Here is a 15995-nt window from a genome sequence, read left to right as displayed (position 1 = left end):
TCCTCATCTGGAGTCATGTGAGGCATGCAACGGCGTCCCCGATACGTCATCGCGGCTGCTTGGATCGAAATGTTTTGCCGTGTTGAACATGGGCAGCAGCACGCGAAAAATAGTCTTCCGCGGCTGCGACTCGCATTCGATAATGCCCCCGTGATCGCCGACGATCTTGGCCACCAGCGCGAGGCCCAATCCGCTCCCCGTCGGTTTGGTGGTGACGAACGGATCGAACAGGTTCGGCAACAAATCCTCCGGCACGCCGGGCCCGTTGTCCTTGACGCAGAATTCAAGCGGCAACGACACCCGCGATTTCTTGCCCGGTATCGAGAGGCGAACGCCGGGACGGAAGGCGGTGGTCAGCTGAATTTCCGCGTCGCTGCCGAGATCAACCACCGCCTCGGCAGCGTTCTTCACCAGATTCAAAAACACCTGAATCAGCTGATCCTGGTTGGCGAGCACCGGCGGCAGCGACGGATCGTATTCTTCGACGAACCGGATGTTGCGGGCAAAGCCCGATTGCGCCAGCCGCTTGACGTGATCGAGCACCGAATGGATGTTGACCGGACCGCGCGCCACCGGACGATCGTCGCCGAACACTTCCATGCGATCGACCAGCGTGACGATACGATCCGCCTCATCACAAATCAGCCGCGTCAGCATGCGGTCTTCCGACGACGCTGCCTGCTCGAGCAGTTGCGCCGCGCCGCGGATGCCGGACAGCGGATTTTTGATTTCATGCGCCAGCATCGCGGCCAGCGCGATCACCGAACGCGCAGCACTTCGGTGCGTCAATTGCCGGTCCATCTTGTCGGCGATGGTGCGCTCCTGCAGCATCACGACGATATGCCCGGGTCGTTCGGTGAGCGGCGCGACGTGAAGATCGACCTGGCGATCGCCGCCGATCCGCGGGGTGCCCAAATCAACCTTGTATTCGTTGACCGGCGAGCCGCTCGAGCGCACCTGGTCGATCAGCGCCAGCAACGGGCTGCCGAACGGCACAAGCTCCTTTAGCGACTGGCGTTGCAGAAATTGCGTTGAAATCTCGAAAAACGATTCCGCGGCCATATTGGCGTCGACAATCTTGCCGTCGGGCGCAACCAGCAGCACCGGATTGGGCAACGCGTTGAGGATGGCCTCGCTCTCGGACGGCACGGGTCGGCGATGTTCTGCGGCTGAAGTCATGCAGCAGCGCTCCACGCAAAGTCGTCAAAGGCATCTTGAAGCGATCGATGGACGCGGTGCGGATCGTCCGATGTCAGAATCCGCTGTCGCCAGGTCTTGAGCGTCAGCGCCGGCGCGAGGCTGCATCGAGCTGCGACTTCCAGCGCCCAGCCCAGATGTTTACGCGCATGGCGAAGGCCGATACGCAATCCATAATGAGCGCAAACTTCGTCGTAGAGCGCACGGACATATCCGAGCTGCTCAGCCAGCGACGGCGTGGATTCAACGATTCCGGTCTCGATGCGGCGCCCGATCTGACCGGGCAACCAGGGCTGGCCCTGCGCGCCGCGCCCGATCATGACCGCATCGGCTCCGGACATTTCCAGTGCGGCCACGGCTTTCTCGAACGATGTGATGTCACCGTTGACCACAAGCGGAATGCGAATCGATTCCTTGACGGCGCGCACCGCGCCCCAATCGGCTTCGCCCTTGTAGAACTGACAGCGCGTACGACCGTGCACCGAAATCAACTGCACACCCGCAGCTTCCGCGCGGCGCGCCAATTCCGGTGCGTTGAGCGAGCGATCGTCCCAGCCGAGCCGCATCTTTAACGTCACCGGCACTTTCACCGCCGATATCGTCGCCTCGATCAGTCGCACCGCGTGATCGAGATCGCGCATCAACGCCGAACCTGATTGGCCGCCCGTCACATGGCGCGCCGGGCAGCCCATGTTGATATCGATAATGTCGGCACCGGCAGCTTCGGCGATCCGTGCGCCCTCTGCCATCCAGTTCGCCTCGCAGCCCGCGAGCTGAACGACGTGCGGGCCTATTCCCGTTGCCTCGCAGCGCAGTTGCGACATGGCACGACCGTTGACGAGGTCGTTGCTGGCGGTCATCTCGGAAACAACGAGTCCGGCGCCGAGCGCGGCCGTCAACTTTCGAAACGGGGCATCGGTGACGCCAGACATGGGCGCCAAAAACACCCGGTTGGCGAGCTCGATATCGCCTATTTTCAGCGGCTTAGGGCGTGAGGATTCCGAGCCGGTCACGGAGTTCTCGTTTTTCTGACAGCCGCCTCATCGCGGCCGCCGGGGCGCATTTTGAGCACAAATCTTGTGCAGTCAAGCTTCATGCCTACACTTTAGACAGTTCTTGCAATCTTGCAAGTGCACTGCAGCAAAATAAGCTTTTCCCACAGCTATTAGGAATCATTCTGTTTTTGCTGCCTGAGCATGATATGGGCAGTGCGCCAGCGAACCAAATCATCCTCCATCCACCCAAATCGTCTTTATTTGAGTCCAATGCCGAAACTTGAGCGGACTGCAGCCATCCTTGTCGCAGCCGGGCGCGGGCTTCGTGCCGGCTCCGGGGGACCGAAGCAGTACCGTTCGATCGGCGGCCAGACCGTGATTTTCCGCGCGATGGAGCCGTTCTGCCGCCATCCGCAGGTGTTTGCGGTGCAGCCGGTTTTGAATCCTGACGACACAGCGATCTTCAATGAAGCCGTCAGCGAATTGCGCCATGAGCCGCCGGCCAATGGTGGGGCAACGCGCCAGGCCTCGGTGCATGCCGGACTCGAAGCGCTCGCCGGCCGGAAGCCCGACGTCGTTCTTATCCACGACGCGGCGCGGCCATTCGTTTCGGCGGCGCTGATTTCGCGCGCGATCGAGGCTGCCGCCCGCACCGGCGCGGCCGTTCCCGCGATTCCCGTCACCGACACCATCAAGCTGATCGACGGCAACGGAAACGTCGAAGCCACACCCGAGCGGGCGCGATTGCGAATCGCGCAAACGCCGCAGGCGTTCCGTTTCGACGTCATCCTCGACGCCCATCGCCGCGCGGCGCGCGATGGGCGCAGCGATTTCACCGATGATGCCGCGCTCGCCGAATGGGCGGGATTGACGGTGGCGACTTTTGAAGGCGATCCTGCGAACATGAAACTGACGACACCGGAAGATTTTGTCCGCGAGGAAGCCCGCCTTGGCGCCATGCTCGGCGACATCAGAACCGGCAGCGGCTACGACGTTCACGCCTTCGGCGACGGCGATCACCTGATGATCTGCGGCGTTCGCGTGCCGCACAGCCGCGGCTTTCTCGCCCATTCCGACGGCGACGTCGGCTTGCATGCCCTGGTCGATGCCATCCTGGGCGCGCTGGCCGACGGCGATATCGGCTCGCATTTTCCGCCGAGCGATCCCACTTGGAAGGGGGCTTCGTCCGACCGATTCCTGAAATACGCGGTCGACCGCGTGACCGCGCGCGGCGGACGCATCGCCAACCTCGAGGTGACGCTGATCTGCGAGCGGCCGAAAATCGGCCCGCTGCGAGACACCATGCGCGCTCGGATCGCGGAGATCGCCGGGCTGAACGTCTCGCGCGTGGCGGTGAAGGCGACCACCAGCGAACGGCTCGGATTCACCGGCCGCGAGGAAGGCATCGCCGCCACGGCGAGCGCCACCATCCGCCTGCCTTGGGGCGATCAAGGTTGGAGCGACTGACATGAGCGGCAGCGACGCCCGCGCCCTCTCCCGCTCGCTGCTCGATCTTTGCCGGATGCGCAAGCTGACCATTGCGACTGCCGAATCCTGCACCGGCGGCCTCGTTGCCGGCGCACTGACGGATATTCCTGGCTCGTCGGATGTCATCGACCGCGGCTTTGTCACTTATTCCAACGACGCCAAGCGCGCGATGCTCGGCGTCAAGACCACGACGCTTGCGACCTTCGGCGCGGTCAGCAAGGAAACCGCGACCGCGATGGCGATCGGCGCGCTGGAAAAAGCCGGCGTCGACCTTGCGGTCTCCATTACCGGCATCGCCGGTCCCGGGGGCGCCACGCCGGGCAAGCCGGTGGGCCTGGTGCATTTCGCCGTCGCCGCCCGCGACGGCAGAATTCTGCATCGCGAGTGCCGCTTCGGCGCGATCGGCCGTAGCGCGGTGCGCGCCCGCTCCGTCGTCGAGGCGCTGCGCATGCTGACGGAGCTGGCGCGCGGACCGCAGGCATCGACAAAACCGCGCCGCGAAGCCGCCAGCCGGCTGCGTCCGCGCGTGGCGCGCTCGCCACGGCGCAGCGCGGTCAAGCGGCGACGCCCGCCGCGCGCGTAGCGCTCAGGATGGCAGATTACCTGCCGCCCCCGTCCTTCCATAAATCGCATCGGCGCGTTTCTCGAATGCGGCCGCAAAGCGCTGGAACGCGGTGTCGAACATGGTTCCCATCAGCATCGCCAGCATCCGGCTTTTGAACTCGTAAGCGAGATAGAATCCAACATCGCAGGCGCCGTCCGACTTCGGCTCGAACGTCCAGCGGTTCTCGAGGTTGCTGAACGGCCCCCGCAGATACTCCACCAGAATCGTCAGATTGGGACGGTCCAGCGTGACTTTCGACGTGAACGCCTCGCGCACCAGCTTGAACGACACCGTCATGTCCGAGATCAGGATTTCGGTGCCGTCGGGTCTTGCCGTACGCTGCCGGATTTTCAGCGATTTGCACAGCGGCACGAATTCGGGGTAGCGCTCGACGTCGGCCACCAGATCGAACATCTGCGGCGCGCTGTGGTTGACCCGACGCTTGCTGGAAAATTGCGGCATTATCCAACACTCAACCGGATATCGCCGCGCGCGCCGCCTGCAGCCTGGCAAAATCATCGCCGGCGTGATGCGAGGAGCGGGTCAGCGGGCTCGCCGACACCATCAGGAAGCCCTTGGTATAGGCGACCTTCTCGTAACCTGCGAATTCGTCGGGCGGCACATAGCGCATCACGGCGTGATGCTTGCGGGTCGGCTGCAGGTACTGGCCGATGGTGAGAAAGTCGACATCCGCCGAGCGCAGATCATCCATCACCTGCAACACCTCATGACGCTCCTCGCCGAGCCCGACCATGATGCCGGATTTGGTGAATATCGTCGGATCGATCTCCTTCACCCGCTGCAGCAGCCGGATCGAGTGGAAATAGCGCGCGCCCGGGCGCACGCTGAGATAATGCGACGGCACCGTTTCCAGATTGTGGTTGAATACATCGGGTTTTGCTTTCGCCACCACTTCGAGCGCGCCCTCCTTGCGCAAAAAGTCCGGCGTCAGGATCTCGATGGTCGTGGCCGGGCAGCGCGCGCGGATCGCGCGGATGGTCTGCGCGAAATGTTCGGCGCCGCCATCGGCGAGGTCGTCGCGATCCACCGAGGTGACCACGATATGGGCAAGCCCGAGCTTGAAGGTCGCTTCCGCGACATGCTCCGGTTCCAGCGCATCGAGCGCGCCCGGCATGCCGGTCTTGACGTTGCAGAAGGCGCAGGCGCGGGTGCAGGTGTCGCCCATGATCATGAAGGTGGCGTGCTTCTTGTCCCAGCACTCGCCGATGTTCGGGCAGCCGGCCTCTTCGCACACCGTGACGAGGCCGTTTTCCTTGACGATTCTGCGGGTGTCGGCATAGCCGCGGGTATTGGGCGCGCGCACCCTGATCCAGTCCGGCTTCGGCGGCGACAGCGCATCCGGGCGGTTCACCTTTTCGGGATGACGCGGGCGCAGCGGCGTGGCTGAAACGGTATCGACGACGACGACCATGGAGAATCCGTGTCCAGAGAGACCTTTAGCTAATCCGGTGGACGGAGAACCGCAACCGCTCGCCTTGGCCTGCTTCCGGTCTTAGCATACCCGCCCGAATGCCCCAAAACCGAACCGCCAGCGAGCAAAAGCTCGGTAAGCCGCTTAAACGTGCGTTCTTTGCCCGCAGCGTGCATGACGTCGCACCCGACCTGATCGGCGCGACGCTGCTGATGAACGGTGTCGGCGGCACCATCGTCGAGGTCGAGGCCTATCACCACACCGACCCGGCGGCGCATTCGTTCCACGGCCCGACACCGCGCAACCGGGTGATGTTCGGTCCGCCCGGCTTTACCTATGTCTATCGCTCCTACGGGATCCACTGGTGCGTCAATTTCGTCTGCGAGAAGGAGGGTTCCGCCAGCGCCGTGCTGATCCGCGCGCTGCAGCCGACCCATGGCATTGCTGCCATGCGCCGCCGGCGCGGAATGCATGACGAGCGATCGCTGTGCTCGGGGCCCGGAAAACTCTGCGAGGCACTTGCCATCACCATCAAGCAGAGCGAACTGCCGCTCGACATACCCCCGTTCGCGCTGCATGCGCGCACGATCAAAGCCGACATCGTAAGCGGCGTCCGGATCGGCATCACCAAGGCGGCCGAGCTGCCGTGGCGATACGGGTTGAAGGGGTCGAAATTCCTGAGCAAGCCGTTTTGAGTGAGACGGCATTGCGAGCGAAGCATTTCATGTGAAGTGAAGCCTCACTGTAGCGGCAACGGAGGTGAGCCCCCTCTCCCCTTGTGGGACCGAGACGAGCGAAGCTCGTTCTCTAGGGTTGGGGTGAGGGGTTCAGGTCTATCGTGAGAGCGTAACCCCTCACCCGGATCGCATCTGACGATGCGATCCGACCTCTCCCACAAGGGGAGAGGTGAAGGCCGCCCGGCTTTTGGCACCGCCAATATCGGATTCAATTTTCAAACAGCCAAAGCGCAAATGATTGTAAGACCGTCATTGCGAGCGAAGCGAAGCAATCCATAGTACAGCAAGAAAGAGTGGATTGCTTCGCTTCGCTCGCAATGACGGCGAATGCAGACACACCTTCGCGATCTCGCCGCGCGTTTCGCGCGAGTTTTGCCAGAACGTTCCGCCCTCTTAATCAGAGGGCGTGGGGAATGCCGGGCGCCCGATGCACCCGCAGCCTCGTGTGCGCTATTGGTAGCAAGTATGCACACGAGTATTCACAGCGAGCCACCGGAAACGACCGGCATTCCCGCACGCAATGGTTTACGGCTTATACCGTGCTCTCCCCGGTGATCGGCTTTCTTGCCACCGTCGTTACGCGGATTAATCCGCCAACTTGACACCAGCGTCGGGGTGTCAGGACCACACGTCTTCGCCGTCCGCTGCAAGCAACGCCCGTCAAGCGCGCCGCCGCGTCCACCGCATCCCGCCCCGCGTCCGTGACGTCGCGAGCCGCCCCTCTGAGTGGGACGGGACGGCAACAGACATACAACTGATTTGGGTCTTCGGAAAACCAGAATATTTTTTCAAAAGGGGCTGGACAGCCGCATCCACAAATTGCCTGACGGGCAAATCACTCCGTCGAAAACGCAGCCCGCGTCTTTGTTGTCGGTGAACGACAGGCTGCCCGGAGTTTTTTTCGCGCGACCCGTCGGCCAATTTGCCCACCATGGATCAGAGAATCTTTTGCGCCCGAACAAGGTGTGGACCCGCACCGATCCGGATGTCCTGCTTCAATTCTCCGTAGAAGCGTTCGGAGATTTCGGCAAGACCGAGATCCTCGACCATCCCAAAACCCTTGTTGCGCGCTATTTCGGCGAGTTCAGCCGGATCGAAAAGGCTAAGCCATGGCTCGCCCAGTGAAGCTGCTCTTGCCGCCACGGCCATCACCTTCGCACGGCGTTCGCTCGGATAGTTTTCAAACGGCTCGGCGTAGTCGAACACGACCTCCGATCCCGGCACGCCGGCGATGAAATCCAGCGTCGCCGACACCGCCTCGCGCGTCAGATACGGTACGACGCCGAGCCACTGAAAGAACGCGGGACGATCACGCTGAAACCCGGCGGCCGTCAGGCCATCGGCCAGGCTTTGCCGCTCGAAGTCGACGGGAGCGAAGGTGAGCGAGGCGGGCACGGCGAGGCCCGCCTGCTTCAGGCGCTCGCGTTTCCAGCCCTGCGTCGCCGGATAATCGACCTCGAACACACGGACACCGAGGCCGGCATGAGGGTTACGCAGCGAAAACGTATCGAGGCCGGCTCCCAGCACGACAATCTGTCGCACGCCCCGCGCAACACAGCCCGCCAACGCATCCTCGGAAAACCGGCTGCGCGCCGCGATGAACAGACGCATCGGCCGCAGCGACGGATCGGCCGCCTTTTCCTGAAGTCCGGCGCGGGTGTCGTCATCGAGAATCGTTGCGGCGAACGGATCGCTGAAGATGGTACCGCCTTCCAGCGTTTGATGGAGGGCTCGATGCGCCGCCGCGCCGCGCGCGGTGTGACTTGGCTGTCCGGCTTGCAAGGGCGCCTCCTCAAAGCCTGTGACGGCAGACGGCTACCCGGCGTTCTTGAGCCGCTGCCAACGTCTCGAAGCGGCGTTGGCGGTTCAGGGCGCCGAGGGTATCACCCCGCTTCGCCATCTGAATACTGCCACGCTTGTTACTCCCACCGTTCGATTTCTAGTGCCAAACTATCTCACGACCAACAACGAGCGATGAGCAGCGAATGGAATCTTGCTTCACCCACGGGGTGCGGCATTTCACCCAAATCGGGAGGTCAAAGCCATGAATTCATCAGCCCAGAACGGACAGACAGGCAGACAATCTGGCATGCACGCGCCACCGGTCGTGTCGTCGCAAGCGTGGGAGGCGGCCCGCGAGCAGCTGCTCGTGAAGGAAAAGGCCCAGACCCGCGCCCGTGACGCCCTGGCCGCCGAGCGCCGGCGAATGCCGTGGATGGCCGTGGAGGCCGCGTATGTATTCGAGGGGCCTGCGGGCAAGGCCAGCCTGCTCGACCTGTTCGACGGTCGGCGTCAGCTGATCGTCTACCGCGCCTTCTTCGAGCCGGGAGTATTCGGCTGGCCCGACCAAGCCTGCCGGGGCTGCTCCATGGTGGCCGACCAGGTGGCCCACGTCGCACACCTGAACGCCCGTGACACGACCCTCGTTTTCGTCTCGCGTGCGCCTCAGGCTGATATCGCGCGGCTGAAGGCGCGGATGGGCTGGGAGATGCCGTGGTTCACACTCACGGACAGCTTCGACGCCGACTTCGGCGTGGGCGAGTGGCACGGCACGAACGTATTCTACCGCGACGGCAACCGCGTGTTCCGCACCTACTTCATCAACAGCCGCGGCGACGAGCAGATGGGGAGCACCTGGAACTACCTCGACATCACGCCGCTGGGCCGGCAGGAGGTTTGGGAGGCTTCGCCCGAGGGCTATCCTCAGACCCCAACCTACAAGTGGTGGAACTGGCACGACAGCTACGTCGCAGACGCACCCCCCGACAGGAAATGGGTCGAGGTGTCGGACGCCGGAGAGGCGACGCTCCGCAGCCAGCACGCGAGCACGAAGCCATGAGGCAGGCCTGTTTCGGCGCGTCTGACGGGCGGGGACGGTCGATTCCGACTTTCGGAACCATGCCTACCCCGCCTTCTTGAGCCGCTCGAGCGCCTCGAGAATTCGCGCCTTTCGTTCGACAGCCGCCTCGCGCTTTTCTTTTTCTTCCTCGACGATTTCTTCCGGCGCGTTGGCGATGAATTTCTCGTTGCCGAGCTTGGCATCGACGCGCTTGATGTCGGCCTCGGCCTTGGCCAGTTCCTTGTCGAGCCGCGCTCTCTCCGCCGAAAAATCGATCACGCCCTTGAGCGGCAACGCAGCGACCTCGCCACGCACCAATAGCTGCACTGCGCCTTCCGGCGCAGCATCGGCAAACGAAATGTCGGCGAGCCGGGCCATCCGTCTCACCACGTCGTTCCAGCGTCGCGCGCGCTGCCTGGTTTCGGCGGATGCGCCCGCGATCACCAAAGGGGTCAGCGTTGCCGGCGCAATGTTCATTTCCGCGCGCACCGAGCGGATCGCGGTGACGAGATCGACCACCCAGCCGATCTCGGCCTCGGCGGCGGGGTCGCTGAAGTCTGCGGGATCGAAAGCTACGAGAACCGGCGGCACCGGCATCAATGGTTCGCTCGGGTTCGCCGCCAACATCAGGGCCACTTGCTCCGGCGTGAGAGCGGCGGCCTTGAGTGGCCACGGCGTCAACGCCAGCAAAGTGCGGTCCTCTCCCTCCTTGCGGGGGAGCGGAGTTTGGGGCTTACCCCCCTCCCCGCCATCCCTGAGAGAAGAAGGGGCGCCGACTGAATTCGGAGCCGTCACCGCCCAGAGCTCTTCGGTGATGAAGGGCATGAACGGGTGCAGCAGTTTGAGGATTTCGTCGCGCGCCCACGCCACCATGGCGCGAGTCTCGGACTTGGCGGCGCTCTCATCGCCCATCAGCACCGGTTTTGCGAGCTCGAGATACCAATCGCAATACACGTTCCAGACGAAGCGATAGACCGCGGTGGCGGCATCGTTGAAGCGATAGGCTTCGATCGCTTCGGTCACCTCGCGCGTGGCGCGCGCGGTCTCGTGCGTGATCCAGCGATTCAACGTCTCCTTCGCTTGCGTCGGGTCGAAGTCCGCAGGCAGCATACACGCGTTCATCTCGGCGAAGCGGCAGGCGTTCCAGAGCTTGGTCGCGAAATTGCGATAGCCTTCAACGCGCTGCGGCGCGAGCTTGATGTCGCGGCCCTGCGCCGCCATCGCGGCCAGCGTGAAGCGGAGCGCGTCGGCGCCGTACTCATCGATCAGGCCCAGGGGGTCGATGACGTTGCCCTTCGACTTCGACATCTTGGCGCCCTTGGCGTCGCGAACCAGCGCGTGGATGTAGACGACAGGGAACGGAACATCCTTCATGAAGTGCAGGCCCATCATCATCATGCGGGCGACCCAGAAGAAGATGATGTCGAAGCCGGTGACGAGCACGTCGGTCGGGTAATAGCGCTTCACGTCGGTGTCGTCGTCGGGCCAGCCGAGCGTCGAGAACGGCCACAGCGCCGAAGAGAACCAGGTGTCGAGCACGTCTTCATCGCGGGTGATGAAGCCTTCGCGTTTGGCCGGATCGAGCGCCATCTCCCGCCCCTGCTCCGGCGTGATGACTTCCTGCTCGGCGTAATAGCCGAGCGCGTTGCCGACGGCTTCCTCTTCGGTCTCCGCGACGAATACCTTGCCGTCCGGCCCGTACCACGCCGGAATCTGATGGCCCCACCAGAGCTGGCGCGAGATGCACCAGGGCTGGATGTTTTCCATCCACTCGAAGTAGGTCTTTTCCCAGTTCTTCGGCACGAACGCTGTGGCGCCGCTGCGCACCGCCGATATCGCCGGCTGCGCCATCGTCTTGGCGTCGACGTACCACTGGTCGGTCAGATAGGGCTCGATGACGACGCCGGAGCGGTCGCCATGCGGCACCATGTGCGTGTTGGGCTCGATCCGCTCCAGGAAACCGAAATCCTCCAGCCGCGCCACGATCTGCTTGCGCGCGGCGAAACGGTCGACGCCCTGCAATTCCTCGGCAAGCTGCAACGAGCCTTCCGGCAATCCGCGCAGATAGTCTTCGTTGCCGACGAGCGCGAGCTTGCCCTCCTGATCGAGCACGCTGATCTGCGGCAAATTGTGCCGCCGGCCGACCTCGAAGTCGTTGAAGTCATGCGCGGGCGTGATCTTCACCGCGCCCGAGCCTTTTTCCGGATCGGAATACTCGTCGGCGACAATCGGAATCCTGCGCCCGACCAGCGGCAGGATCACGTGGGTGCCGACCAGAGGCGCGTAGCGCTCGTCGTCCGGATGCACCGCGACCGCGCTATCGCCGAGCATGGTCTCGGGCCGCGTGGTGGCGACAACGATGAAGGTCGCGGGATCGTCCGGATTGAAGGTCTTGCCTTCGAGCGGATAGCGCAAATACCACAGGCTGCCCTTGACCTCGACCTGCTGCACTTCGAGATCGGAAACCGCCGTCAGCAGCGCCGGATCCCAGTTCACCAGCCGCTTGTCCTTGTAGATCAACCCTGCGCGGTGCAGTTCGACGAACACCTTCACGACAGCGCGCGACAGGCCCTCGTCCATGGTGAAGCGCTCGCGCGACCAGTCGCAGGAGGCGCCGAGCCGCTTTAGCTGATTGACGATGACGCCGCCGCTCTCGGCCTTCCATTGCCAGACGCGCTCGAGGAATTTGGCGCGACCCATCTCGCGCCGGCCCGGCTCTTGCCGCTCCATCAATTGCCGCTCGACCACCATCTGGGTCGCGATACCCGCGTGGTCGGTGCCCGGCTGCCACAACACGTCGCGGCCGCGCATCCGCTCGAAGCGGCAGAGAATGTCCTGCAGGGTATTGTTGAGCGCGTGCCCCATGTGCAGCGAGCCGGTCACGTTGGGCGGCGGAATCACGATGGTGAACGGCCGCGCGTCGCGGCGCTCCGGGCGCCCGGCCTTGAACGCCCCGCTTTGCTCCCAGATGCGGGACATGCGGCCTTCGATATCGGCGGGCTGGTAGTTTTTCTCGATCATGGCAATGCAATCATGGGTATGGAAGGCGCTAGAAAGCCGCCGCAGCGCGCCAAGTCAACACGACAGGCGCGTCGAACGCCAAGATAAAGCCTGATGTGGTGGCTTAATCAGGGCCGGCAACCGGCCGATGGCAGACCCGCGGATTAGCGTCCGCGCGAAACCCGTTCGATTTCCGCCTTGACGATGCGCTCCACCAGCCCGGGCAAATTATCGTCGAGCCAGGATTTCAGCATCGGGCGCAACATTTCCTTGACCAGATCTTCCAGCGTCCGCGCGTTGTTGCTCAGCACGGTATTGGCCAGCGCGTTGAAGGCGGATTCGACAGCGGACACGGTCGAGCGCGACAGGATCTGCTGCGGCGCCGGACTTTCCAACGGCGGCGGTTCGAACGCAGGCTGCCGACGCACCGCTCTGGCTGCGGCAGCTTCGGTAAATACGAGATCGTCGTCCGGCTCGATCTTGTGGAATGCAGCTTTCGGCGGGTCCGGCACCGCCATCTCGTCGGTGAGTTCGAATACTTCGCCATCGGGCAAGGGCGGCCGTATCTCCGCCTCGGAGGTCGCTTCATCGAGGCCTGCCAGCATCGCGTCAATATCGTCCTGGCTGTTGGACGCGGCGGGTGCAGGTGCCGGGGCGGGCGCGGGTTTGACGGGCGGCGGCGCCACGACCTTCGCGGCGGCTTGCGCAGCCGGAATGGTTGATGGCGGAATATCTTTCATGACGGGCGCCTTGGCTGCCGGCGCCGCGGCTGGTTTCTCCGGCTTCGCTTCTGCCGGCGGAGACGGAGTCGCAGGCTTCTCGGCGGCCGGCGGCTTTGCTTCGTCGTCGGCAATGATGCGCCGGATCGACGCCAGAATCTCCTCCATCGAGGGCTCTTGGACCTTTGCAGGCTGCGTCATCTCCGACTCCACATCATCAACGCCCTCTTCCGCGTTTTACACCAAGCTGGACAGGATTGGCCGGTTCTGAATGTGCAGGTCGGGACTTTCATCGCACAACCCTGACTTGTCCCCAGATCAAGCGCCGCTCGACTCACCGCGCTGGATCCCGCCCCTGCTCAGGACATCGAAGCGTCGCGGCCCAACGCTACCGGATGCGGCGCGAATCGCTCTGCTGCCCCTAACAAAGGTATGTCATGGCAACAATTGATTGCAAGCAACGCGCTAGTGACTGATCAGTCAAAGCCCTCGGGCAAAGGTGCCAAAGGGTCCGCGCAAAACGCGGCCTGATGACAGGCGCGACTTCGCGTTGATCCGAGGGCATGAGCGTTTTGGCACGCTGCCGGTCTTCCGACGCAGGCAACGACCGCCGATATCAGCGGCCGTCGGGGGTACGAATGCCGTACCAGCTGTCGCGCACCTGGAAGTAGTGCACGCTCGGATCATAGACGGTGGTGTTGAGATTGAGCACTGCCGGCGACAGCCGTCCGACCGCATTCAACACGGCGTATGATGCAACCACGCGATCGTGTTGCGCGGTGACCAGCGCGACACGGGCGTTGACCAACGCCTGCTGGGCGTTCAGCACGTCGAGCGTGGTGCGCTGTCCGGCCTTGGCCTCTTCGCGCACGCCGTTGAGCGCAATTTCCGAAGCGGTCACCTGCGATTGCGCGGAGGCGACCTGCGCCTTGCCCGCCACCAGCTGGCCCCATGCCGTCACCAGATTGGCGCGGGTCTGGTCGCGAGTCGTTTCAAGATTGAGGCGCTGCTGCGCCAACGTTTCCTTCGACTGGCGGATCAGCGAGTATTCGGCGCCGCCCTGATAGATCGGAACCGAAAGCTGCGCGATCGCCGAGGCGCCGAACGACCGGTACACCGTCAGGGTCTGTTCGTAGGACTGCTGCACGGCGGCCTGGAATGTCACCGTCGGCAACAACGCGCCTTCGTTGATCTTGACCTGGAGGTAGTTGACGTCGATGCCGAACATCGCGGCGGTCACGTTCGGATTTTCGATCAGGCTGAGTTCGACCGCGGCGGGCAGCGTTCCCGGCGAGAAGCGATCCACCGGAGAGCCCGGCGCCAACGCTTCCGGCTCGTTGCCGATGATGCGGCGGAAATTCGCTTTCGTCGTCACCAGATTGGCTTCCGCGGTCAGTTCCTGGGTCTTGCCGGCCGCAAGCTGCGCCTCCGCCTGCGCGACGTCGGTGCGCGTTACTTCGCCGACGTTGAAGCGGTCGCGGGTCTGTTTCAGCGTCTGTTCGAGCACGCGGGTATTGCTGCGCTGAACCTCGACGATGGCGGCGTCGCGCAGCTCGTCCATGTAGATGGTGGCGGCAGAGAGCAGCACGGATTGTTCGAGCACTCGCAGCGCCTCGCGCGCGCCCGAGACCTGGCTTTCCGCCGCGCGGGTCCTATTGGCGGTTTGACCGCCGTTGTAGAGCGTCTGCGTGATCGTCAGCCCGGCGCTGCGCGGTGGGTCGACGCCGTGAATCTCCGTTCGCACGATCTGGTTCGGAGAGCCGCCCTGGGTGGTATTGGTATCAGTATATTGCTCGCCGGCACTGGCGGTGAGCGCGACGCGGGGCCGATAGCCCGACAGCGCCTGCGGCACGTTTTCGTCGGTCGAGCGGACCGCCGCGCGCTGCGCGTTGAGCTGAGGATTGTTCTGATAGGCGCGCACCAGCGCAGCCTCAATAGTATCGGCGAGGGCAGGCGTCTGGCCCATATACGCCATCAGGAGGACCGAAGCCGCAGCTCCGGTAACGACCTTCACCCCACGCATCCCAAGTAATCCATTCATATCGTTTGCCGATTCCAGTGCACTTGGAACCGGTGCCGCCTCGTTCCGAGTCAGTATCCCCGCGTACCTTATTCCGGGGACAAGCAGGACGGAACCCCTGGCTGCCAAACCCACGTGGGAAACTCTGGACGTGGGGCGTCCGGGCCACACTTCTGATTCAGAACGGGATTTTAACAGCCATCTGGGTTAGAAAACGAACGCCGGAACCCGCTCAAGTCCGGGCAAAACCGGCGCCGAAGCATCGAAAAGCGCCCGGTTCCCGAAATCGCCGTGGGAGCGCGTCACGATCATGGCCCGCGGCGGCTTGGTCTGAGCGAAAACCCCGACCAGCCGGCCGCCATCCCTAAGCTGCTGGTAGAGGTGCTCTGGCGTGATCTCGGTTGCGCCGTCGAGGACGATCACGTCGTAGGGCGCATTGGCCGGGTCGCCCGCGGCTACGTCGGCCGCCCGGACCGTCACATTTCCAAGCCCGAGCTGGGCCAGGACGTCCTTGGCCTTCGCGGCCAGCGCCGGGACGGTTTCGGTCGCCGTCACCCGCCCCGCGAGTTTGGCCACCAAGGCAGCGGTATAGCCGGTGGCGCACCCGGCTACCAATACATGGTCGGCATCCCCGATGTCGGCGGCCTGCAGCATCTTCGCTATCACCACCGGCTTGATCAGGTAACGCCGCGCCGACCCTCCGTCGCTGACGTCAAGATCGAGGTCGAGATACGCCAGTTTGCGCTGAGTTGGGGGAACAAATGCCTCGCGCGGGAGCGCCAGCATCGCATCGATGATTCGGATATCGGTGACATCGCTGGGACGCACCTGGCAATCGACCATATTCTGGCGGGCGGTCGTAAAACCGGACATGGGCGAACCTTGACAGTCGGGCAGGCATAGCCGCGGGTGGAGTGGAGCCGCGCCATCTTTGGTACAAGCTTCGGCAAAACGCAACACGCCG

At 63.6% G+C, this 15995-nt stretch carries 13 protein-coding genes; 4 read left to right on the top strand and 9 right to left on the bottom strand.

Annotated elements, in window-relative coordinates; genetic code table 11:
• Window positions 1-3 precede the first annotated feature (3 nt).
• Complete coding sequence (locus B5527_RS18775) at window positions 4-1179, bottom strand: two-component system sensor histidine kinase NtrB (RefSeq protein WP_079602856.1); 1176 nt, start codon at window positions 1177-1179, stop codon at window positions 4-6.
• The gene (dusB, locus tag B5527_RS18770; RefSeq protein WP_079607370.1) at window positions 1176-2177 is read right to left on the bottom strand and encodes a tRNA dihydrouridine synthase DusB; all 1002 of its coding nucleotides are present in this window, start codon (window positions 2175-2177) and stop codon (window positions 1176-1178) included. The genes B5527_RS18775 and dusB overlap by 4 nt, the downstream gene beginning before the upstream one ends.
• Window positions 2178-2462: 285 nt before the next feature.
• Between dusB and B5527_RS18765 the strand changes: the two genes are divergently transcribed.
• Complete coding sequence (locus tag B5527_RS18765) at window positions 2463-3659, top strand: bifunctional 2-C-methyl-D-erythritol 4-phosphate cytidylyltransferase/2-C-methyl-D-erythritol 2,4-cyclodiphosphate synthase (RefSeq protein WP_079602855.1); 1197 nt, start codon at window positions 2463-2465, stop codon at window positions 3657-3659.
• A gap of 1 nt (window position 3660) precedes the next feature.
• On the top strand, window positions 3661-4263 hold the full coding sequence (locus B5527_RS18760) for a CinA family protein (protein WP_079602854.1): 603 nt from the start codon (window positions 3661-3663) through the stop codon (window positions 4261-4263).
• Window positions 4264-4266: 3 nt separating this feature from the next.
• Here B5527_RS18760 and B5527_RS18755 read toward each other — a convergent pair whose 3' ends face one another.
• Window positions 4267-4746 (bottom strand): type II toxin-antitoxin system RatA family toxin, encoded by a 480-nt coding sequence (locus B5527_RS18755; RefSeq protein ID WP_079602853.1) that lies wholly within the window; start codon window positions 4744-4746, stop codon window positions 4267-4269.
• 10 nt (window positions 4747-4756) lie between these two features.
• The gene (lipA, locus tag B5527_RS18750; protein WP_079602852.1) at window positions 4757-5716 is read right to left on the bottom strand and encodes a lipoyl synthase; all 960 of its coding nucleotides are present in this window, start codon (window positions 5714-5716) and stop codon (window positions 4757-4759) included.
• Window positions 5717-5814: 98 nt separating this feature from the next.
• Here lipA and B5527_RS18745 point away from each other — a divergent pair, with 98 nt between their 5' ends.
• Window positions 5815-6411, top strand: coding sequence for a DNA-3-methyladenine glycosylase (locus B5527_RS18745; RefSeq protein WP_079602851.1), 597 nt, complete (start codon window positions 5815-5817; stop codon window positions 6409-6411).
• A 978-nt stretch (window positions 6412-7389) separates the two neighbouring features.
• Here the strand turns inward: B5527_RS18745 and B5527_RS18740 are convergent.
• Window positions 7390-8235: a class I SAM-dependent methyltransferase gene (locus B5527_RS18740; RefSeq protein WP_079602850.1), complete on the bottom strand. Its 846-nt coding sequence runs from the start codon at window positions 8233-8235 to the stop codon at window positions 7390-7392.
• Between the two features lie 262 nt (window positions 8236-8497).
• Between B5527_RS18740 and B5527_RS18735 the strand changes: the two genes are divergently transcribed.
• Entirely contained in the window at window positions 8498-9292 is a 795-nt protein-coding gene (locus tag B5527_RS18735) for a DUF899 domain-containing protein (RefSeq protein ID WP_079602849.1), read from the top strand.
• 63 nt (window positions 9293-9355) lie between these two features.
• On the opposite strand, the gene B5527_RS18730 is transcribed toward B5527_RS18735, so the two are convergent.
• The 4 genes from B5527_RS18730 to B5527_RS18715 all read right to left on the bottom strand — a co-directional run bounded on the left by B5527_RS18730 (window position 9356) and on the right by B5527_RS18715 (window position 15904).
• Window positions 9356-12313, bottom strand: coding sequence for a valine--tRNA ligase (locus B5527_RS18730; protein WP_079602848.1), 2958 nt, complete (start codon window positions 12311-12313; stop codon window positions 9356-9358).
• A gap of 143 nt (window positions 12314-12456) precedes the next feature.
• Window positions 12457-13212, bottom strand: a complete 756-nt coding sequence (locus B5527_RS18725; RefSeq protein WP_079602847.1) for a PopZ family protein — start codon at window positions 13210-13212, stop codon at window positions 12457-12459.
• 415 nt (window positions 13213-13627) lie between these two features.
• Complete coding sequence (locus B5527_RS18720; protein ID WP_079602846.1) at window positions 13628-15034, bottom strand: TolC family outer membrane protein; 1407 nt, start codon at window positions 15032-15034, stop codon at window positions 13628-13630.
• A gap of 204 nt (window positions 15035-15238) precedes the next feature.
• On the bottom strand, window positions 15239-15904 hold the full coding sequence (locus tag B5527_RS18715) for a protein-L-isoaspartate O-methyltransferase family protein (RefSeq protein ID WP_079602845.1): 666 nt from the start codon (window positions 15902-15904) through the stop codon (window positions 15239-15241).
• Between the last annotated feature and the right edge of the window lie 91 nt (window positions 15905-15995).

Origin of the sequence: Bradyrhizobium erythrophlei, from assembly GCF_900129425.1 — a bacterium.
GTDB lineage: Bacteria > Pseudomonadota > Alphaproteobacteria > Rhizobiales > Xanthobacteraceae > Bradyrhizobium > Bradyrhizobium erythrophlei_C.
This window is presented reverse-complemented; position numbering and strand designations above follow the sequence as displayed.